This is a genomic window from Variovorax sucrosi (genome assembly GCF_051216635.1).
Classification (GTDB): Bacteria; Pseudomonadota; Gammaproteobacteria; order Burkholderiales; family Burkholderiaceae_C; genus Variovorax.
On sequence record NZ_JBPJZU010000001.1, the window covers coordinates 1 to 20,387 of the forward strand.

Annotated in this window: 17 protein-coding genes and 2 tRNA genes; 18 read left to right on the plus strand and 1 reads right to left on the minus strand. The window is 65.0% G+C overall.

Features of this window, described 5'->3' with window-relative positions:
* From ACSFBE_RS00005 to ACSFBE_RS00090, 18 genes are all read left to right on the plus strand, one after another.
* Positions 1 to 276: EF-Tu C-terminal domain-related protein (locus ACSFBE_RS00005; protein WP_475539649.1), on the plus strand; the 276-nt coding region annotated here is incomplete at its 5' end.
* Positions 277 to 286: 10 nt separating this feature from the next.
* A tRNA-Trp gene (locus ACSFBE_RS00010) sits at positions 287 to 362 on the plus strand.
* 135 nt (positions 363 to 497) lie between these two features.
* A complete protein-coding gene (gene secE / locus ACSFBE_RS00015) occupies positions 498 to 881 on the plus strand; it encodes a preprotein translocase subunit SecE (RefSeq protein WP_435488321.1) in 384 nt (127 codons plus the stop codon).
* A complete protein-coding gene (gene nusG, locus ACSFBE_RS00020; protein WP_435488322.1) occupies positions 882 to 1,475 on the plus strand; it encodes a transcription termination/antitermination protein NusG in 594 nt (197 codons plus the stop codon).
* Between the two features lie 145 nt (positions 1,476 to 1,620).
* The gene (gene rplK / locus ACSFBE_RS00025; RefSeq protein WP_435488323.1) at positions 1,621 to 2,052 is read left to right on the plus strand and encodes a 50S ribosomal protein L11; all 432 of its coding nucleotides are present in this window, start codon (positions 1,621 to 1,623) and stop codon (positions 2,050 to 2,052) included.
* A complete protein-coding gene (gene rplA, locus ACSFBE_RS00030) occupies positions 2,053 to 2,751 on the plus strand; it encodes a 50S ribosomal protein L1 (RefSeq protein ID WP_435488324.1) in 699 nt (232 codons plus the stop codon). It begins immediately after the preceding gene.
* A gap of 258 nt (positions 2,752 to 3,009) precedes the next feature.
* Positions 3,010 to 3,540 (plus strand): 50S ribosomal protein L10, encoded by a 531-nt coding sequence (gene rplJ, locus ACSFBE_RS00035; protein WP_435488325.1) that lies wholly within the window; start codon positions 3,010 to 3,012, stop codon positions 3,538 to 3,540.
* Positions 3,541 to 3,583: 43 nt separating this feature from the next.
* Positions 3,584 to 3,961, plus strand: coding sequence for a 50S ribosomal protein L7/L12 (gene rplL, locus ACSFBE_RS00040; RefSeq protein ID WP_286647965.1), 378 nt, complete (start codon positions 3,584 to 3,586; stop codon positions 3,959 to 3,961).
* A 250-nt stretch (positions 3,962 to 4,211) separates the two neighbouring features.
* Positions 4,212 to 8,336, plus strand: a complete 4,125-nt coding sequence (gene rpoB, locus ACSFBE_RS00045; RefSeq protein ID WP_435488326.1) for a DNA-directed RNA polymerase subunit beta — start codon at positions 4,212 to 4,214, stop codon at positions 8,334 to 8,336.
* Between the two features lie 21 nt (positions 8,337 to 8,357).
* Positions 8,358 to 12,587 (plus strand): DNA-directed RNA polymerase subunit beta', encoded by a 4,230-nt coding sequence (gene rpoC / locus ACSFBE_RS00050; RefSeq protein WP_435488327.1) that lies wholly within the window; start codon positions 8,358 to 8,360, stop codon positions 12,585 to 12,587.
* A gap of 134 nt (positions 12,588 to 12,721) precedes the next feature.
* A complete protein-coding gene (locus ACSFBE_RS00055) occupies positions 12,722 to 13,321 on the plus strand; it encodes a LemA family protein (protein ID WP_435488328.1) in 600 nt (199 codons plus the stop codon).
* 55 nt (positions 13,322 to 13,376) lie between these two features.
* On the plus strand, positions 13,377 to 14,729 hold the full coding sequence (gene rsmB, locus ACSFBE_RS00060) for a 16S rRNA (cytosine(967)-C(5))-methyltransferase RsmB (protein ID WP_435488329.1): 1,353 nt from the start codon (positions 13,377 to 13,379) through the stop codon (positions 14,727 to 14,729).
* Positions 14,730 to 14,778: 49 nt separating this feature from the next.
* Complete coding sequence (locus ACSFBE_RS00065) at positions 14,779 to 15,366, plus strand: DUF4390 domain-containing protein (RefSeq protein ID WP_435488875.1); 588 nt, start codon at positions 14,779 to 14,781, stop codon at positions 15,364 to 15,366.
* A complete protein-coding gene (locus tag ACSFBE_RS00070; RefSeq protein ID WP_435488330.1) occupies positions 15,363 to 17,681 on the plus strand; it encodes a sensor histidine kinase in 2,319 nt (772 codons plus the stop codon). Before ACSFBE_RS00065 ends, ACSFBE_RS00070 begins: the two co-directional genes overlap by 4 nt.
* A 74-nt stretch (positions 17,682 to 17,755) precedes the next feature.
* Entirely contained in the window at positions 17,756 to 18,454 is a 699-nt protein-coding gene (locus tag ACSFBE_RS00075) for a response regulator (protein ID WP_435488331.1), read from the plus strand.
* Positions 18,455 to 18,472: 18 nt separating this feature from the next.
* Positions 18,473 to 18,548: transfer RNA gene (locus ACSFBE_RS00080), tRNA-Phe, on the plus strand.
* A gap of 172 nt (positions 18,549 to 18,720) precedes the next feature.
* Entirely contained in the window at positions 18,721 to 18,900 is a 180-nt protein-coding gene (locus ACSFBE_RS00085; RefSeq protein ID WP_435488332.1) for an Arm DNA-binding domain-containing protein, read from the plus strand.
* On the plus strand, positions 18,897 to 19,916 hold the full coding sequence (locus tag ACSFBE_RS00090; protein ID WP_435488333.1) for a tyrosine-type recombinase/integrase: 1,020 nt from the start codon (positions 18,897 to 18,899) through the stop codon (positions 19,914 to 19,916). Before ACSFBE_RS00085 ends, ACSFBE_RS00090 begins: the two co-directional genes overlap by 4 nt.
* Positions 19,917 to 20,060: 144 nt before the next feature.
* Here the strand turns inward: ACSFBE_RS00090 and ACSFBE_RS00095 are convergent, their stop codons facing one another.
* Positions 20,061 to 20,303 (minus strand): helix-turn-helix transcriptional regulator, encoded by a 243-nt coding sequence (locus ACSFBE_RS00095; RefSeq protein WP_435488334.1) that lies wholly within the window; start codon positions 20,301 to 20,303, stop codon positions 20,061 to 20,063.
* Positions 20,304 to 20,387: the final 84 nt, after the last annotated feature.

A 20,387-nucleotide genomic window follows, 5' to 3' on the forward strand; every position in this document is an offset into this window, starting at 1 on the left:
TTCACCGCTGAAGTCTATGTGCTGAGCAAGGACGAAGGCGGCCGTCACACGCCGTTCTTCAACAACTACCGTCCGCAGTTCTACTTCCGCACGACGGACGTGACCGGCGCGATCGAGTTGCCTGCGGACAAGGAAATGGTCATGCCTGGCGACAACGTCAGCATCACCGTCAAGCTGATCAACCCGATCGCGATGGAAGAAGGCCTGCGCTTCGCCATCCGCGAAGGCGGCCGTACCGTGGGTTCGGGCGTCGTGGCCAAGATCCTCGACATCTAAGGAATTGCACAGGGGTATAGCTCAATTGGCAGAGCGTCGGTCTCCAAAACCGAAGGTTGTAGGTTCGATTCCTACTGCCCCTGCCACTTCGGTGGCACTCCTGAAAAAAGCCCATCGTTGACCCGATGGCAGGCTTCAAAAGCCCATCGTGACCCGATGGGCTTCGCCGTCTGAAGAGACATTGAATCGAAGGCCGCGAGGCCGCAGGAAACCAGCCGACCATGGCCACCTCTCAAATCGAAACCGTGAACACCGGCGCCGACAAAGCCAAGCTGGCTGCGGCGGTGGTGCTGGCCGTCGGCGCGGTCGTGGCCTTCTACCTGCTGTCGCGCCAAGGGGCGCTGGTCCAATGGGCAGCGTTGCTGGTCGGCTTGGCAGCAGCCGTAGGTGCCTTCGCGAGTGCCGAAAGCGGTCGTCAGCTGTGGGCCTTCGGCCGGGACGCCTGGCGCGAAGTGAAGAAGGTCGTCTGGCCCACGCGCAAAGAGGCCATCCAGATGACCGCGTACGTGTTCGCCTTCGTGGCAATCATGTCCATTTTCCTGTGGGCGACCGACAAGACCCTCGAGTGGGTGTTCTTCGACCTCATTCTGGGCTGGAGAAAATAAATGACTGACGCTGTCGAAACCACGCCGGAAAGCACGTCGCTGCTGCCGCCCCCGACGAACCCGGATTTTCGCTGGTACGTCGTGCATGCCTATTCGGGCATGGAAAAGGCGGTCGAGCGCAACATCACCGAGCGCATCAACCGCGCGGCCATGCAAGACAAGTTCGGCCGCATCATGGTGCCGACCGAGGAAGTCGTCGAGATCAAGAACGGCCAGAAGCGCACCACCGAGCGCCGCTTCTTCCCGGGCTACGTTCTGGTCGAGATGATCATGGACGACGAGAGCTGGCACCTGGTAAAGCACACCAACAAGGTGACGGGTTTTGTCGGTGGCGCAAAGAACCGTCCGGCGCCGATCTCGCAGAAAGAGGTCGAGGACATCGTCAGCCAGATGCAGCAGGGCACCGAGAAGCCACGCCACAAGGTCGAGTTCACCGTCGGTGAATTCGTGCGCGTCAAGGAAGGCCCGTTCACCGACTTCAACGGCACCGTGGAAGAAGTGAACTACGAAAAGAACAAGGTGCGCGTGTCCGTGATGATCTTCGGACGCGCCACACCGGTCGAACTGGGCTTCGCGGAAGTCGAGAAGACCTGATTGACAAGCGGAGGGCGCCGGCTTCGGCGCCGTCCACCCCCGTTCCCTTGCCACCCGACTCGGCAAGGGACTTCAGAAGAAGAGTCGTCAACCCCGGGGAGCCGCGGCCCAGTGCCATGGCGATATCACCCGCAAGGAGCAAAGCATGGCGAAAAAAATCGTCGGCTTCATCAAGCTGCAAGTGCCAGCTGGTAAGGCCAACCCGTCACCACCGATCGGTCCCGCGCTGGGCCAGCGTGGTTTGAACATCATGGAGTTCTGCAAGGCGTTCAACGCCCAGACCCAGGGCGTCGAGCCCGGTCTGCCGCTGCCGGTGGTCATCACCGCGTTCGCGGACAAGAGCTTCACCTTCATCATCAAGACGCCGCCCGCGGTCACCTTGATCAAGAAGGCCATCAAGCTGGACAAGGGTTCGGCAACGCCGCACACCGTCAAGGTCGGCAAGATCACGCGCGCTCAGCTCGAAGAGATCGCCAAGGCCAAGATGAAGGATTTGACGGCAGCCGACCTGGATGCCGCCGTTCGTACCATCGCCGGCTCTGCCCGTTCGATGGGCGTGACTGTGGAGGGTGTGTAAATGTCCAAGATCACCAAGAAGCAAAAAGCCTCGGTCGGCAAGGTCGACAGCAACAAGCTGTACGCGCTGGTCGATGCGATCGGCCTCGTGAAGGAAGCCGCCACCGCCAAGTTCGATGAATCCATCGACGTGGCCGTGCAACTGGGCATCGACGCGAAGAAGTCGGACCAGGTCGTGCGTGGCGCCGTCGTGTTGCCCAACGGCACCGGCAAGACCAAGCGCGTCGCCGTGTTCGCCCAGGGCGCCAAGGCGGAAGAAGCCAAGGCTGCCGGCGCCGACATCGTCGGCATGGATGACCTGGCCGCGATGGTCAAGGCGGGTGACATGCCCTTCGACGTCGTGATCGCTGCACCGGATGCGATGCGCATCGTCGGTACGCTGGGCCAGATCCTCGGCCCGCGCGGCCTGATGCCCAACCCGAAGGTCGGCACCGTGACGCCGGACGTCGCCACGGCCGTGAAGAACGCCAAGGCCGGCCAGGTGCAGTTCCGTGTCGACAAGGCCGGGATCATCCACGGCACGATCGGCCGTCGTTCGTTCGACACCGACAAGCTGCAGGGCAACCTGGTGGCGCTGATCGACGCTCTGGTCAAGGCCAAGCCGGCGACCAGCAAGGGTGTGTTCCTGCGCAAGGTGGCGGTGTCCTCGACGATGGGTCTGGGCGTTCGCGTCGACACCCAGTCGATCGCACAGAGCTGATGTGAAGAATTTGCCGCGCCTTTCGGGGCGTGGCGATGTGGTGGGCCGGTGCGGCATCGTCTTCGGGCGAGCACAACGGGCCATCCAAGACCGCTGGCGTGCAGTTCGCTGCACTTAATCGAACCTCTCGGGGTTCCCCAGCGCAGATGGCGATCCCGCTGCAAGGAATTTGGTTCCGAAACAGTTGGTCGCTGCATGAAGCGCGTCTCGAGGCTCAGGCGAAAGCCAAGCCAGAAGGCGCATTAAAAGGAGTAGACCTTGAGTCTGAATCGCAGTGAGAAAGAAGCGGTCATCAGTGATGTGACCAGCCTCGCCGCAAAAGCTCAAACGCTCGTGATGGCGGAATACCGGGGCATCTCGGTGGCTGACATGACCAAATTGCGCAATACCGCGCGCAGCCAGGGCGTGACGCTCAGCGTGTTGAAGAACACGCTGGCACGCCGTGCTGTCGCCGGAAGCGCATTTGAGATCGTCGGCGACCAGATGACCGGTCCGCTGATCTATGGCTTCTCCGAAGACGCCGTGGCCGCCGCGAAAGTGGTGGCCGATTTCGCGAAGACCAACGACAAGTTGGTGATTCGCGGCGGTGCATTCGGTGGCAAGGCCCTGGACGTCAATGGCGTGAAGCAACTGGCCAACATCCCTTCGAAGGAAGTGCTGCTGGCGCAATTGCTGGGCTTGATGCAATCCCCCATTTCCCGCACCGCCCGCGTTCTCGCGGCGCTGGCCGAGAAGCGTGGTGGTGGCGAAGCACCGGCCGAGGCTCCGGCCGAAGCGCAAGCTGCATAAGCCTTGCGTTCGAGAAATTCAACCCAATTGTTAGGAAACCAAAATGGCATTCGATAAAGACGCATTTTTGACCGCGCTGGACAGCATGACGGTCCTGGAACTCAACGACCTGGTCAAGGCCATCGAAGAGAAGTTCGGCGTGAGCGCCGCTGCAATGTCGGCACCCGCCGGTGCTGGCGGTGGCGCTGCCGCCGCTGTGGCCGAAGAGCAGACCGAGTTCAACGTCATGCTGATGGATGCTGGCGCGAACAAGGTGTCGGCGATCAAGGCCGTGCGCGAAATCACCGGCCTGGGCCTCAAGGAAGCCAAGGACCTGGTGGAAGCCGCTCCCAAGGCCGTCAAGGAAGGCCTGTCGAAGGCTGACGCTGAAGCCGCCAAGAAGAAGCTGGAAGATGCCGGCGCCAAGGTGGAACTGAAGTAATTCAGTCTCCCTGAAGGGCTGGAGGTGCTCGAAAGAGCCCTCCAGCCTTTGCCGCTTTCAGAGCGCACCCACAAGCCGACGTCGCGACGCGGCTTTTGAGTGTCTTCTGACCCCGACTGCAGAAGACCCCTTGGTTCGGGTGATGTGCAACGCATCACTGTCCGCCAACGGCTGGTAGTGGCCAGCCGCCAAGCAGTGGCGCGAAAGCGCTGTTGACAAGTCGCGCAAGATCTCAAGCCCCGGAGCTCTCATGGCCCAAACGTCCACGTACAGTTACACCGAACGCAAGCGCATCCGAAAGAATTTCGGTAGCCGCGACAGCGTCGTTGAAATCCCTTACCTGCTGCAGATGCAAAAAGACGCGTACACCGCGTTCCTGCAAGCGGGCATCGCGCCGCAGAAGCGCACGGTCGAAGGCCTGCAGGCCGCGTTCGACGCCGCGTTCCCGATCGTCTCGCACAACGGTTTCGTGGAGATGAAGTTCCTCGAGTACAACCTGGCGAAGCCGGCCTTCGATGTGCGCGAGTGCCAGACGCGGGGCCTGACCTTCGCCTCGGCCGTGCGCGCCAAGGTCCAGCTCATCATCTATGACCGCGAGTCGTCGACGTCGCAGTCGAAGGTGGTCAAGGAAGTGAAGGAACAAGAGGTCTACATGGGCGAAGTGCCGCTCATGACCGAAAAGGGCTCCTTCATCATCAACGGCACCGAGCGCGTCATCGTGTCGCAGCTGCACCGTTCGCCGGGCGTGTTCTTCGAACACGACAAGGGCAAGACGCACAGCTCGGGCAAGCTCTTGTTCTCGGCCCGCGTGATCCCCTACCGCGGTTCGTGGCTCGACTTCGAGTTCGACCCGAAGGACATGCTGTACTTCCGTGTCGACCGTCGCCGCAAGATGCCGGTCACGATCCTGCTCAAGGCCATCGGCCTGAACCCGGAATCGATCCTCGCGAACTTCTTCGTGAACGACAACTTCCGCCTGATGGACAGCGGCGCGCAGATGGAGTTCGTCTCCGAGCGTCTGCGCGGCGAAGTCGCGCGCTTCGACATCACCGACAAGGCCGGCAAGGTCGTGGTCGCCAAGGACAAGCGCGTCACCGCGCGTCACACCCGCGAACTCGAACAATCGAACACCACGCACATCAGCGTGCCGGAAGACTTCCTGGTCGGCCGCGTGGTCGCCCGCAACATCGTCGACGCGGATTCCGGCGAAATCCTGGCCAAGGCCAACGACGAACTGACCGAAGCGCTGCTGAAGAAGCTGCGCACCGCCGGCGTGCAGGACATCCAGGTCATCTACACGAACGAACTGGACCAGGGCGCGTACATCTCGCAGACGCTGCGCATCGACGAAACGGTCGATGAGTTCGCCGCGCGCGTGGCCATCTACCGCATGATGCGTCCCGGCGAGCCGCCGACGGAAGACGCCGTGCAGGCCCTGTTCCAGCGCCTGTTCTACAACCCGGACACCTACGACCTGTCGCGCGTCGGCCGCATGAAGTTCAACGCCAAGGTCGGCCGCGACGAGTCGACCGGCCCGATGGTGCTGACCAACGAAGACATCCTGCATGTCGTCAAGATCCTGGTCGACCTGCGCAACGGCAACGGCGAAGTCGACGACATCGACCACCTGGGCAACCGCCGCGTGCGTTGCGTCGGCGAACTGGCCGAGAACCAGTACCGCACCGGCCTCGCCCGCATCGAGAAGGCCGTGAAGGAACGTCTGGGCCAAGCGGAGCAAGAGCCGCTGATGCCGCACGACCTGATCAACAGCAAGCCGATCTCGGCCGCGCTGAAGGAGTTCTTCGGCGCCTCGCAGCTGTCGCAGTTCATGGACCAGACCAACCCGCTGTCCGAAATCACCCACAAGCGCCGCGTGTCGGCCCTTGGCCCGGGCGGTTTGACACGCGAACGTGCCGGCTTCGAGGTGCGCGACGTGCACGTGACCCATTACGGCCGCGTCTGCCCGATCGAAACGCCCGAAGGCCCGAATATCGGCCTGATCAACTCGCTGGCCCTGTACGCCCGTCTGAACGAATACGGCTTCATCGAGACGCCGTACCGTCGCGTGGTGGACGGCAAGGTCACGATGGACATCGACTACCTGTCGGCCATCGAAGAAGGCAAGTACGTCATCGCCCAGGCCAATGCGGCCCTGGACAAGGACGGCAAGCTGACCGGCGATCTGGTTTCCGCCCGTGAAGCCGGCGAGTCGATCCTGGTGGGTGCCGAGCGCGTCCAGTACATGGACGTGTCGCCCGCACAGATCGTGTCGGTGGCGGCCTCGCTCGTGCCCTTCCTGGAGCACGACGATGCGAACCGCGCGCTGATGGGCGCCAACATGCAGCGTCAGGCCGTGCCGGTGCTGCGCCCCGAGAAGCCCTTCGTCGGCACCGGCATCGAGCGCGTTTCCGCGGTCGACTCGGGCACCGTGGTGACCGCGACCCGCGGCGGTATCGTCGACTACGTCGATGCGACCCGTGTCGTGGTGCGCGTCAACGACGCCGAAGCAGCGGCCGGTGAAGTCGGTGTGGACATCTACAACCTGATCAAGTATCAGCGTTCGAACCAGAACACCAACATCCACCAGCGCCCGATCGTCAAGCGCGGCGACAAGATCGCCAAGGGCGACGTGGTGGCCGACGGTGCCTCCACCGACCTCGGCGAACTGGCCCTCGGCCAGAACATGCTGATCGGCTTCATGCCATGGAACGGCTACAACTTCGAAGACTCGATCCTGATCTCCGAACGCGTCGTCGCCGAAGACCGCTACACCTCGATCCACATCGAGGAACTGGTGGTGATGGCCCGCGATACGAAGCTGGGTGCCGAAGAAATCACGCGTGACATCCCGAACCTGGCCGAGCAGCAGCTCAACCGCCTCGACGAGTCCGGCATCATCTATGTCGGCGCCGAAGTGCAGCCAGGCGACACGCTGGTGGGCAAGGTCACGCCGAAGGGCGAGACCACGCTGACGCCTGAAGAGAAGCTGCTTCGCGCCATCTTCGGCGAGAAGGCTTCCGACGTGAAGGACACCTCGCTGCGTGTCGACCAGGGCTCGCAAGGGACCGTGATCGACGTGCAGGTGTTCACCCGCGAAGGCATCACGCGCGACAAGCGTGCCCAGCAGATCATCGACGACGAGCTCAAGCGCTTCCGACTCGACCTGAACGACCAGCTGCGCATCGTCGAAGCGGACGCTTTCGACCGGATCGAGAAGCTCCTGACCGGCAAGGCTGCCAACGGCGGCCCGAACAAGCTGGCCAAGGGCACCAAGCTCGACAAGGCCTACCTGTCGTCGATCGAGAAGTTCCACTGGTTCGACATCCGTCCGGCGGACGACGAAGTCGCTTCGCAGCTCGAGTCGATCAAGAACTCGCTCGAGCAGACGCGCCACAGCTTCGACCTCGCGTTCGAAGAGAAGCGCAAGAAGCTCACGCAGGGCGACGAGCTGCCTGCGGGCGTGCTCAAGATGGTCAAGGTCTACCTGGCCGTCAAGCGCCGCCTGCAACCCGGCGACAAGATGGCCGGCCGCCACGGCAACAAGGGTGTGGTGTCGAAGATCGTTCCGGTCGAAGACATGCCCCACATGGCCGACGGCACGCCGTGCGACATCTGCCTGAACCCGCTGGGCGTGCCTTCGCGGATGAACGTGGGCCAGGTGCTCGAAGTGCATCTGGGCTGGGCCGGCAAGGGCATCGGCCAGCGCATCGGCGACCTGCTGCAGGCCGAAGCGAAGATCGCGGAACTCCGCGCCTTCCTCGACAAGCTCTACAACGGCTCGGGCCGCAAGGAAGACTTGAGCAAGCTGAGCGACGGCGAAGTGGTCGAGATGGCCAGCAACCTGTCGAACGGCGTGACCTTCGCGACCCCGGTGTTCGATGGCGCCACGGAAGAAGAGATCCGCGGCATGCTGCAGCTCGCCTATCCGGAAGAGATCGCCAAGCTCAAGGGCCTGACCGACACGCGCACGCAGGCCTATTTGTACGACGGCCGCACCGGCGATCAGTTCGAGCGCCCGGTCACCGTGGGCTACATGCACTTCTTGAAGCTGCACCACTTGGTGGACGACAAGATGCACGCCCGCTCGACCGGCCCGTACTCGCTGGTCACGCAGCAACCGCTGGGCGGCAAGGCCCAGTTCGGTGGCCAGCGTTTCGGGGAAATGGAAGTGTGGGCGCTCGAAGCCTACGGCGCCGCTTACGTCCTGCAGGAAATGCTGACGGTGAAGTCCGACGACGTGCAAGGCCGTACCAAGGTGTACGAGAGCATCGTCAAGGGCGAACACTCCATCGAAGCCGGCATGCCGGAATCGTTCAATGTGCTGGTCAAGGAAATCCGTTCCCTGGGCCTGGACATCGAACTCGAACGTTCATAAGCAAGACAAGGAAAGAGTCCCATGAAGTCATTACTCGACCTGTTCAAGCAATTCACGCCCGATGAGCATTTCGATGCCATCAGCATCCGCATGGCTTCGCCCGAGAAGATCCGTTCGTGGTCTTTCGGCGAGGTGAAGAAGCCCGAGACGATCAACTACCGCACCTTCAAGCCCGAACGTGACGGCCTGTTCTGCGCCAAGATCTTCGGGCCCATCAAGGACTACGAATGCCTGTGCGGCAAGTACAAGCGCCTCAAGCACCGCGGCGTCATCTGCGAGAAGTGCGGCGTTGAAGTCACGCAGACCAAGGTGCGTCGCGAGCGCATGGGTCACATCGACCTGGCCGCGCCCTGCGCCCACATCTGGTTCCTGAAGTCGCTGCCGTCGCGTCTGGGCCTGGTGCTCGACATGACGCTGCGCGACATCGAACGCGTGCTGTACTTCGAAGCCTACGTGGTGACCGACCCCGGCATGACCCCGCTGAAGAAGTTCAGCATCATGTCCGAGGACGACTACGACACGAAGCGCAAGGAATTCGGCGACGAGTTCGTCGCCAAGATGGGCGCCGAAGGCATCAAGGACCTGCTGGAAGGCATCGAGCTCGACAGCGAGATCGAACGCCTGCGCGGCGACCTGACCGGCTCCGAAGTCAAGGTCAAGAAGAACTCCAAGCGCCTCAAGGTCCTGGAAGCCTTCCGCAAGTCGGGCATCAAGCCCCAGTGGATGGTGCTCGAAGTGCTGCCCGTGCTGCCGCCGGACCTGCGTCCGCTGGTACCGCTGGACGGCGGCCGCTTCGCGACCTCCGACCTGAACGACCTGTATCGCCGCGTCATCAACCGCAATTCGCGTCTGCGCCGTCTGCTGGAGCTGAAGGCTCCCGAGATCATTGCGCGCAACGAAAAGCGGATGTTGCAAGAAGCCGTGGACAGCTTGCTGGACAACGGCCGTCGCGGCAAGGCCATGACGGGCGCCAACAAGCGCGCGCTGAAGTCGCTGGCCGACATGATCAAGGGCAAGGGCGGTCGTTTCCGTCAGAACTTGCTGGGCAAGCGCGTCGACTACTCGGGCCGTTCGGTCATCGTGGTGGGCCCGACGCTCAAGCTGCACCAGTGCGGCCTGCCCAAGCTGATGGCGCTCGAGCTGTTCAAGCCCTTCATCTTCTCGCGCCTCGAAGCCATGGGCATCGCGACGACGATCAAGGCTGCCAAGAAGGAAGTCGAATCCGGCACGCCGGTGGTCTGGGACATCCTGGAAGAGGTCATCAAGGAGCACCCGGTCATGCTGAACCGCGCTCCGACGCTGCACCGTCTGGGCATTCAGGCCTTCGAACCCATCCTGATCGAAGGCAAGGCGATCCAGCTGCACCCGCTCGTTTGCGCGGCCTTCAACGCCGACTTCGACGGCGACCAGATGGCTGTCCACGTGCCGCTGTCGGTGGAAGCGCAGATGGAAGCCCGCACGCTGATGCTGGCCTCCAACAACGTGCTGTTCCCGGCGTCGGGCGAACCGTCGATCGTGCCGTCGCAAGACGTGGTGCTGGGTCTGTACTACACGACCCGCGACCGCATCAACGGCAAGGGCGAGGGCCTGATCTTCTCCGACATCGGTGAAGTCCAGCGCGCACTCGACGCCAACGAAGTCGAGCTGACCGCCAAGGTCGCCGTGCGCATCACGGAGTACACCAAAGACAAGGAAACCGGCGAATTCACGCCGTCGACCGCGCTGGTGGACACGACCGTGGGCCGTGCGCTGCTGTCCGAGATCCTGCCGAAGGGCCTGCCGTTCTCGAACATCAACAAGGCGCTGAAGAAGAAGGAAATCTCCAAGCTCATCAACGTCTCGTTCCGCAAGTGCGGTCTGAAAGAGACCGTGGTGTTCGCCGACAAGCTGCTGCAGAACGGTTTCCGTCTGGCGACGAAGGCCGGTATCTCGATCGCCATCGACGACATGCTGGTGCCGGCCGAGAAGCACGGCATCATCGAGCGCTCCGCCAAGGAAGTGAAGGAGATCGAACAGCAGTACGTCTCCGGTCTCGTGACCTCTGGCGAGCGCTACAACAAGGTGGTCGACATCTGGGGCAAGGCCGGCGACGAAGTGTCGAAGGTCATGATGGCCAAGCTCTCCAAGGAGCGCGTCATCGATCGCCACGGCAAGGACGTCGAGCAGGAGTCCTTCAACTCCATCTACATGATGGCCGACTCGGGTGCACGCGGTTCCGCCGCGCAGATCCGTCAGGTCGCCGGCATGCGGGGCCTGATGGCCAAGCCCGACGGCTCGATCATCGAGACGCCCATCACCGCGAACTTCCGCGAAGGCCTGAACGTGCTGGAGTACTTCATCTCCACCCACGGTGCCCGTAAGGGTCTGGCCGACACCGCGCTGAAGACCGCGAACTCGGGTTACCTGACGCGTCGTCTGGTCGACGTGACGCAGGACTTGGTCGTGATCGAGCAGGACTGCGGCACGCACGGCGGCTACGTGATGCGCGCCATCGTCGAAGGCGGTGAAGTCATCGAATCGCTGCGCGACCGTATCCTCGGCCGTTCCGCGGCGGACGATGTGTTGCACCCAGAAACCCAAGCCGTGCTGCTCAACGCCGGCGAGATGTTCGACGAAGACAACATCGAAGTGCTCGAGGCGCAAGGCGTCGACGAGGTCAAGGTCCGTACCGCGCTGACGTGCGAAACGCGCTTCGGCATCTGCGCCACCTGCTACGGCCGCGACCTGGGTCGCGGCGGCCTGATCAACATCGGCGAAGCCGTGGGTGTGATCGCCGCGCAATCGATCGGTGAGCCCGGCACGCAGCTGACGATGCGGACCTTCCACATCGGTGGTGCGGCGTCGCGTGCGGCGATCGCCTCCAGCGTGGAAGCCAAGTCGAACGGTTCGATCGGCTTCAACGCGACGATGCGCTACGTGACCAACAGCAAGAGCGAGCTGGTGGTGATTTCGCGTTCGGGCGAAATCGTCATCCACGACGAGCATGGTCGCGAGCGCGAACGCCACAAGGTGCCGTACGGCGCCATCCTGGCAGTGAAGGCCGATCAGCAGGTCAAGGCGGGCTTCATCCTCGCCAACTGGGACCCGCTGACGCGCCCCATCATCACGGAATTCGCCGGCAAGACGCAGTTCGAGAACGTCGAGGAAGGCCTCACGGTCGCCAAGCAGGTGGACGAAGTCACCGGCCTGTCGACGCTGGTTGTGATCGACCCGAAGCGCCGCGGCGCTGCCAAGGTCGTGCGTCCGCAAGTGAAGCTGATCGACGCCTCCGGCGCCGAGGTGAAGATCCCCGGCACCGACCACTCGGTGACGATCGGCTTCCCGATCGGCTCGCTGGTGCAGATCCGCGATGGCCAGGACGTGGGCCCCGGCGAAGTGCTGGCCCGCATTCCGGTCGAAGGCCAGAAGACGCGCGACATCACCGGCGGTCTGCCGCGTGTGGCCGAGCTGTTCGAAGCCCGCTCGCCGAAGGACAAGGGCATGCTGGCCGAGATGACGGGTACCGTGTCGTTCGGCAAGGAAACCAAGGGCAAGCTGCGTCTGCAGATCACCGATCCGGAAGGCGGCATCTACGAAGAGCTCGTGCCGAAGGAAAAGAACATCCTGGTGCACGAAGGCCAGGTGGTGAACAAGGGCGAGTCCGTGGTCGACGGTCCGGCCGATCCGCAGGACATCCTGCGCCTGCTGGGTTCGGAAGAACTGGCGCGCTACATCGTGGACGAAGTGCAGGACGTGTACCGCCTGCAGGGTGTGAAGATCAACGACAAGCACATCGAGGTGATCGTTCGCCAGATGCTGCGTCGCGTCGTGGTCGACAACATCGGTGACACGAACTACATCTCCGGCGAACAGGTCGAACGCAGCGAAATGCTCAACACCAACGACGCCCTGCGCGCCGCTGACAAGATCCCCGCGACGTTCACCAACCTGCTGCTCGGTATCACGAAGGCATCGCTCTCGACCGATTCGTTCATCTCGGCCGCATCGTTCCAGGAAACGACGCGCGTGCTGACCGAAGCCGCGATCATGGGCAAGCGCGACGAGCTGCGCGGCCTGAAGGAAAACGTCATCGTGGGCCGTCTGATCCCGGCCGGCACCGGTATGGCGTACCACCAGGCACGTCGCGCGAAGGACCAGATGGACGAGGCCGAGCGCCGCGCCATCGCCGAGTCCGAAGCGGCGGAACTGGCCGGCAACGGCTCGGACGACGCGACCACGGTCGATGCCAGCGAAGGCGCTGCGACCGAGTAAGCGGCCGCTGCTGACTCGCAGGCCATGACCGGCCCTCAGACGCCCCCTGTCCGTCCGCGGATCGGGGGCGTTTTCTTGCCTCTGCCCCCGCCGGCCCGTGCACGGTGCCGCGGGGTGTTGCCGGCGGACACCCCATGATGGATCGTCTGCCGCCCGAGCTGCCGTGGTGGATCGCCGCGGCCCTGCTTCTTTTCTGGTTCGTGGGGGCCTACAACCGGCTGGTGCGCTTGCGCTCGTCGGCCTTGCAGGCCTACGCCACGCTCGATGCCGCCTTGTCGCGTCAACTGGACTTCGTCCAGGCGCGCGCGCAGGCGGCCGATGAGGCCGCGACCGGCCCGGAGGCGACGGCGCAGTTGCGCGCCACCGCGCTCCAACTGACCACGTTGCTCGGCGCGGCGCGTCAGCGCCCGCTCGACCCCGAGCGCATGGCGGCGCTGGGCACCGCCCTGCATGTGATGCTGGCCGCCTGGCAGCGGCTCTACCCGGACGAGGTCGTCAGCTTCGAGCCCGACGGAACCCTCTCGCGGCCGGTGCCGCTGGGCGGTGTCGCCGCCGATCCGCCGCCGGCCTTCGCGGCCACCGCGATCGCCTGGCCCGAGCCTTCGGCCGCGGCCGAGATCGCGCGCGGGCAGTTCAATCAGGCCGTGCGGCAGTACAACGCCGCGGTCCGGCAGTTTCCTGCGCTCCTGGTGGCATGGGTGATGCAACTCAAGCGCGCCGCCGCGCTCGACTGACGCCGACTTTTTCCACCCCGCGCCCCCCCTGGGCGCCGTTGTTACCATCCACCGCTTGTCAGACCTCTCCGACCCTTCCCTCTCGCCGCCGCTCTGGCGGCAGCTGCAGCTCACCGCCCAGGCGCTGGCCGCGATCCGTGCCGGCACCTCGGGCAGCGTGGCGTTCGAGGCCATCGAGCCCGCCATGCGGCCGGGTGTGCAGGCGCTCGGCTTCCAGGTGCTGCGGCGCCTGGGCCGTGCCGAGGCGCTGCGCCGCCACCTGGCCAAGCGCACCCCGCCACCGCCGGCCGACGCGCTGCTGTGCACGGCGCTGGCGCTTTCGTGGGAGGCCGAGTCCTCGCCGTACGAACCCTTCACGCTGGTCGATCAGGCCGTCGAGGCGGCCAAGCGCAGCCCGGTCACGCGGGCGCAGGCCAGCTTCATCAACGCCTGCCTGCGCCGGTTCCTGCGCGAGCGCGATGAACTGGTCGCCATCACCGAGAAAGAGCCGGTCGCGCAGTGGAACCATCCACGCTGGTGGATCGAACGCCTGCGGCGTGACCATCCGCGCGAATGGCAGCGGGTACTCACTGCCGACAACCTGCAGGCGCCGATGACGCTGCGAGTGAACCGACGCAGAACCTCGGTCGAGAACTACCTGGTCGCCCTCCGGGCGGTCGGGCTCGACGGCCATGCGGTCGGCGCCGACGGCGTGCAGCTGCACCAGGCGCGGCCGGTGCAACTGCTCCCGGGCTTCGTCGAAGGCGAGGTGTCGGTGCAGGATGCCGCGGCCCAGCTCGCCGCACCGCTGCTGCTCGCCGGCCTCGCCGCGCCGTCGCCCGACCGGCCGCTCCGGGTGCTGGACGCCTGCGCCGCCCCGGGCGGCAAGACAGCACACCTGCTGGAGCATGCCGGCGACCGGGCGATCGAAGTGACCGCGCTCGAGGTCGATGCCCAGCGCAGCCGCCGCATCGGCGAGACCCTCGCTCGCCTCGGCCTGGAAGCCCGGGTCGTCGTGGCCGATGCCGGTCGCCCAGGCGACTGGTGGGACGGGAAGCCCTTCGACGCCATCCTGCTCGACGCGCCCTGCACCGCATCCGGTATCGTCCGGCGCCACCCGGACGTGCGGTGGCTGCGGCGCGAGAGCGACACCGGGCAGCTGGCGCTTCAACAGGCGATGCTGCTGGCGGCGCTCTGGCCCTTGCTCCAACCCGGCGGGCGGCTGCTCTATTGCACCTGCTCGGTCTTCCGCGAAGAAGGTTTGCACCAGATCGAGGCGTTTCTTGCGCACAACACCGATGCCCGATTCAAGCCGTCGCCCGGCCATTTGCTGCCCCAAAGCGGCGGCAATGCCCGTGGCGTCCCGGACAATGACCTGGGTGACCACGACGGGTTCTTCTACGCACTGCTCGAAAAAACCCGGCGCTGACCAGCGCCGGGGCGGGCGGAGCGTCGGCCTTCTGTCGAATCCGATCGCACTGCTGCTGCTCCTTCTGGCGTTGTGGCTCGGCGCGACCGGGCCCGCCGCGGCCCAGTCGCGCGGCGCGTCCGTCGCCCAGATGCACCTGGAGAACGGCGACGACGGGGTCTACCTGAGCGCCACCGTCCAGTTCGAACTCCCGCCCCTGGTCGAAGACGTGCTCGACAAGGGCATCGCGCTTCATTTCGTGGCCGAGGCCGAGCTCTACCGCGAACGCTGGTACTGGACCGACCGCAAGATGGCCCAGGTGTCGCGCTACATGCGCCTGGCCTACCAGCCGCTCACCCGGCGCTGGCGGCTCAACGTGGCACCGGTCCCCATCACCGGCAACGCCGGCTTCGGCGTCTCGCTGAACCAGAATTTCGACAGCCTCGACGAGGCCCTCGACGCGGTCAAGCGCATCGGCCGGCTGCGCCTGGGCGACCTGGCGGAGATCGGCGACGACGGGCTGCATCCGGTCGTCTTCCGCTTCCGGCTCGACACCACGCAGCTGCCGCGCCCGTTCCAGATCGGCATGGTCGGCCAGTCCGACTGGGACATTGCCGCCGAGCGCAGCGCCCGGCTGCCGGTGGAGAAGAGCCGGTGAGCACCGAGACGCGCAACAGCCCGGCCTCGACCGTGGCACGGCGCGCCCGCGCCGTGCGATGGGCCGTCGGCGTGATCGCCGCGCTGGTCACCGCCGTCGGCCTGGTGCTGATGTTCCTGCTGGCCCTGGCCACCAACAACCGCATGCTGTACGAGGAGAACTACGCGCGACTCTTCGGCATCAACGTGGTGGTGGCGGTGCTGTTGCTGCTGGTGCTCGGCTGGGTGGTCTTTCGCCTGGTGCGGCGCTTGCGACAGGGCAAGTTCGGCAGTCGGCTTCTGATCAAGCTGGCGGCGATCTTCGCCCTGGTGGGCGTGGTGCCGGGCGTGCTGGTCTATTTCGTGTCCTACCAGTTCGTGTCGCGCTCGATCGAGAGCTGGTTCGACGTCAAGGTCGAGGGCGCGCTCGACGCCGGCCTGAACCTCGGCCGTGCCACGCTCGACTCGCTCTCGGCCGACCTGATGACCAAGGCGCGCGGCGCCAGCAACCAGCTGGCCGACGTGCCGGACACCAGCGCCGGCCTGGTGCTGGAACGCGTCCGCGACCAGCTGGGTGCCAGCGACGTCGTGCTCTGGACCGGCACCGGCCAACTCATCGCGGGCGCCGGCGCCTCGCGCTTTCAGCTCAATCCGGAGCGGCCGACGCCGCAGCAGTTCCGGCAGGCGCGCGCCGAGCGCTCGGTCGCGCACATCGAAGGGCTGGACGAGACGCCCGGGGCGCAGGGCACATCGCCGCCGGCCTCGGTGCGGGCGCTGGCCCTGGTGCAGCGGCCCGGCTTCGAGTTCAACACCGAGCCCCGCTTCCTGCAGGTGGTGCAGCCGCTGCCGCCGGCCGTGGTGGCCAACGCGCTGGCGGTGCAGGAGGCCAACCGCGAGTACCAGGAGCGCTCGCTGGCGCGCGACGGCCTGCGCCGCATGTACATCGGCACCCTCACGCTGTGCCTGTTCCTGGCGGTGTTCGGCGCGGTGCTGCTCGCCGTGCTGTTCGGCAACGGGCTGGCACGGCCGCTGCTCGTGCTGGCCGACGGTGTGCGCCAGGTGGCGGCCGGCGATCTGCGCCCGACCGCGGCCCTGCAAGGCAAGGACGAACTGGGCGGCCTGACGCGCTCGTTCGCCGTCATGACGCAGCAACTGGCCGACGCCCGCGCCGCGGTCGAAAAGACCGTGGGCGAGCTCGACGCCGCGCGCGGCAACCTGCAGACCATTCTCGACAACCTGACCTCGGGCGTGATCGTGCTCGACGAGGCGGGACGGGTGCTGTCGACCAACCCCGGTGCGACCCGTGTGCTGCGGGCACCGTTGGCGGCATACGAAGGCCAGCCCTTCGCCGACGTGCCCGGGCTGGCCACCTTCGCGCAGAGCGTGCAGCAGCAGTTCGACGACTTCGAAGTCGAACGTGCGCAGCACGGGCTCGATCATTGGCAGCACGCCTTCGAGCTCCATGCCGGCAACGGCGGCATGTCGCAGGATGCGATCAGCATCGTCGCCCGCGGTGCCGAGCTGCCCGGCGCCGCGCGGCTGCTGGTGTTCGACGACATCTCCGAGATCGTGTCGGCCCAGCGGGCCCAGGCCTGGGGCGAGGTCGCTCGGCGGCTGGCGCACGAGATCAAGAACCCGCTCACGCCGATCCAGCTGTCGGCCGAGCGCCTGGAGATGAAGCTCTCCGGCAAGGTGCCGCCGCCGGAGCAGGCCATCCTCACCAAGTCGGTCAAGACCATCGTCGACCAGGTCGATGCGATGAAACGGCTGGTCAACGAATTCCGCGACTACGCGCGCCTGCCGGCGGCCGACCTGAAGCCAGTCGACCTGAACGCCCTGGTGACCGACGTGCTCCATCTGTACGGCCACGAGAGCGCGCCCAACGCGCTGCACTGCGAGCTCGACCCGCGCTGCCCGCCGATTCGCGGCGACGCCCAGCAGATCCGTCAGGTGATCCACAACCTGCTCCAGAACGCGCAGGACGCGGCGGAGGCCGCCGCCGGCCAGGGCCGCGCCGGCGAGGTCGTGATCCGCACCCGGCTGGGCGATTCGGGCCGGCGCGTGCGCCTCACGGTGCAGGACAGCGGCCCCGGCTTTGCCGAGAACATCCTCAAGCGGGCGTTCGAACCCTACGTCACCACCAAGAGCAAGGGCACCGGCCTCGGCCTCGCGGTGGTCAAGAAAATCGCCGACGAGCACGGTGCGCGCATCGAGCTTTCCAATCGGACCGCCGACGGGGCTGTGGCTGGGGCGCAAGTCTCGTTATCATTCGCGCTGGCCGGCGAACCGCAGGGAGCGGTCGCTCACACCGACGATTCGAAGCCATCCACCGCTTGAGCCCTGCGCCGCGCGAGGATGGTCCGTCCGACGGACACGTCTCACCCCGCACAACGCAGCAGCATTAAAGACTCATGGCAAACATCCTCGTGGTCGACGACGAGCTGGGCATTCGGGACCTGCTCTTCGAGATTCTCAATGACGAAGGCCACCACGTGGAACTCGCCGAGAACGCGGCCGAAGCGCGCGCCGCCCGGCAGCGCGCGCGGCCCGACCTCGTGCTGCTCGACATCTGGATGCCCGACACCGACGGCGTCACGCTGTTGAAGGAATGGGCCACCGCCGGCTTGCTGAGCATGCCCGTCGTCATGATGAGCGGCCATGCAACCATCGACACGGCGGTCGACGCGACCCGCATCGGCGCCTTCGCCTTTCTCGAAAAGCCCATCACCATGCAGAAGCTGCTCAAGGCAGTGGAGCAGGGCCTGGCGCGCGAGAGTGCACGCCGGGCCGCGGCCAGCGTCGTGCCTGCCACCAACGGCTTGGCGCCGGTGGTCACCACCGTCGGCGACGCATCGCTGGCCTCCCCGGCAGCCCTCGTGTCGGCCGTGGTCGAGACCGGCCCGCAGTCGCGCCAGAGCTTCGACCTCGACCGGCCGCTGCGCGATGCGCGCGATGGTTTCGAGAAGGCGTACTTCGAGTTCCACCTTGCCATGGAAAACGGTTCCATGACCCGGGTGGCCGAGAAGACCGGCCTGGAGCGCACCCACCTCTACAGAAAACTGAAGCAGTTGGGCGTCGATCTGTCGAGAGGTCGCCGAAGCGCTGTATAATCGCAGGCTGCACACCATGGCCCGGTAGCTCAGTTGGTAGAGCAGCGGATTGAAAATCCGCGTGTCGGTGGTTCGATTCCGCCCCAGGCCACCATCTTTCTTTCTCAGTAGATCCCAAGTCAGCTCAAAAGCCCTTGTAAATCAAGGACTTAGCCTCAAAAAGGCGGCTCAAGCGGTGTCTCTAAATCCCATAACGTCCCGTTCTTGCGGGTACCCCACGGTGTACCTCAGACTGCTTTTCAACCGCAGTCGATTTTGGGTACACCATGGGGCAACTCAACCAGCTTCAGATCAAGGCGGCAGGGCCGCGTGACAAGGAATATTTGCTGGCGGACGGGGAGGGTCTCTACCTTCGCGTGCGACCGACCGGCAAAGTGTGGGTCTATCGCTACAAGCAGCTCGGCAAGGAAGCCAAGCTGAGCCTCGGGCACTACCCCGCGTGGTGACGCTTGCGGCCGCTCGCAAGAAGGCCCGTGCCGAGGCCGAGAAGCGCGCCGACGGCGTCGACCCAAGGGAGGCACGCCGCGTGGAAGAGGAACGCGGCCGTGTGGCTCGCCTCAACACGTTCGAGTTGACCGCCCGTGCTTGGCACGCTCAGGCGCAGAAGGATCGCGAGTGGTCGGCCAGCTACGCCGAGAAGGTGATGCGCCACCTGGAGCTGCACATCTTCCCTTGGGTCGGTGCCCTGGCCATGGACACCATTGCACCGACGGAGGTCGTGCGCTGCTTGCACCGCATCAAGGAGCGCGGAAATCTGGAGACGGCCCAGCGAGTGCGGGAAGCGGTGCAGCATGTGTTCCAGTACGCCGTCGACGTGGGCACTCTGGAGCCGGGCAAAAACTTCGTGAGCAGCCGCACTGGTGGTTTGCCGCCGCCGCGTGCGCGCCACTATGCGGCCATCACAGATCCGCAGAAGCTCGGGCAATTGCTTCGTGACATGCGTGCCTACAACGACAACGTCATTACCCGCGCGGCGCTCCAGCTCTCACCGCTCCTGTTCCAGCGGCCTGGCCAGCTGCGGCTGGCCCATTGGGAAGACATCGACCTCGAGCAGGCGCTGTGGCGCTGCCCGCCCGAGAAGATGAAGCTGCGGGAGTGGAAGAAGCGCGACATGCGAACGCCGGCGCATCTCGTGCCGTTGCCGACGCAGGCTGTCGCCATCCTGCGGGACATCTTTCCGCTGACCGGTCCCACAGGGCCAATCTTCAGAAGCATGGCAAAGCGTTCTGAGAAGACGCGTTACATGAGCGACAACACGGTCAACAGCGCGCTGCGCACACTCGGCTACGACACCAAGGAGCAGATCACGGGACATGGTTTCAGGGCCACTGCGCGCACGTTGATCCGCGAACTACTGGGATGGGACCGCGAGATCATTGAGCGACATTTGGCCCACGTGTCCGATGAGGAGCTGGGGGCAGTTATGACCGCACCACCCATCTCGACCAGCGCTGCCGGATGATTCAGCTGTGGGCTGATCTGTTGGACGATTTGGCTGCTGGCAAAGTTGTAGCGTCCGCGAACGACATGCGTTCTGGCACCATGCCGATGCAGTCTTGGCCAGCCGGTAGTGCTACCGCCGCAAGCGTCGGCAACGAGAATGGGTTCAGGGTTGCGGCATAGCAGCTCGATAGGCGTTGGGATCATTTATCCATGCCTGAAGCGCCTCGCTTGGCCAGGCGGACGCCCGTCCGCCTAGATGGATCGGTGCAGGGAAACGCCCCTCTGCAATGCGCCGGTAAACCGTCGAGCGGCTGAGCGCGGTGATGCGTATCACGTCACGTAGCCGATAGAAGGCGGGCGGCGCCTTTGACGGATTTGTCTTGGGCAAGGATTGATGGAAGTGCATAGAGGTTCCTCAGGCGGGCAGAGCAGCAGAGGATGCTTCCCAGAACGGCTCAGGCAAACCCAGCAAGGCATGAGCCGGCGTTTC